The sequence below is a fragment of the Clostridium sp. DL1XJH146 genome (assembly GCF_054819755.1).
This window is the reverse complement of sequence record NZ_JBTVVN010000189.1, coordinates 1-205: the sequence shown is the minus strand read 5'-3', so window position 1 is coordinate 205 and position 205 is coordinate 1. Positions and strand designations below refer to the sequence as shown.

1 rRNA gene is annotated in these 205 nt (G+C 44.4%); it reads right to left on the bottom strand.

Features of this window, described 5'->3' with window-relative positions:
* Positions 1-75: ribosomal RNA gene (gene rrf, locus ACVHXK_RS19035) — 5S ribosomal RNA — on the bottom strand; the annotation flags it as partial.
* Positions 76-205 lie beyond the last annotated feature (130 nt).

Sequence of the window (205 nt, the reverse complement as noted above, 5' to 3'; positions counted from 1 at the left end):
ACCATCGGCGTGTTGAAGCTTAACCATCGTGTTCGGAATGGGAACGGGTGTAACCTTCAAGCCATAATCACCAGATTACTTTAATTCACTGTACAACATACAATGAACAGTAAGGATAATTTGATAATAAAAATGGCTCCGCGAAGAGGACTCGAACCTCCAACCTATCGGTTAACAGCCGAGTGCTCCACCATTGAGCTATCGC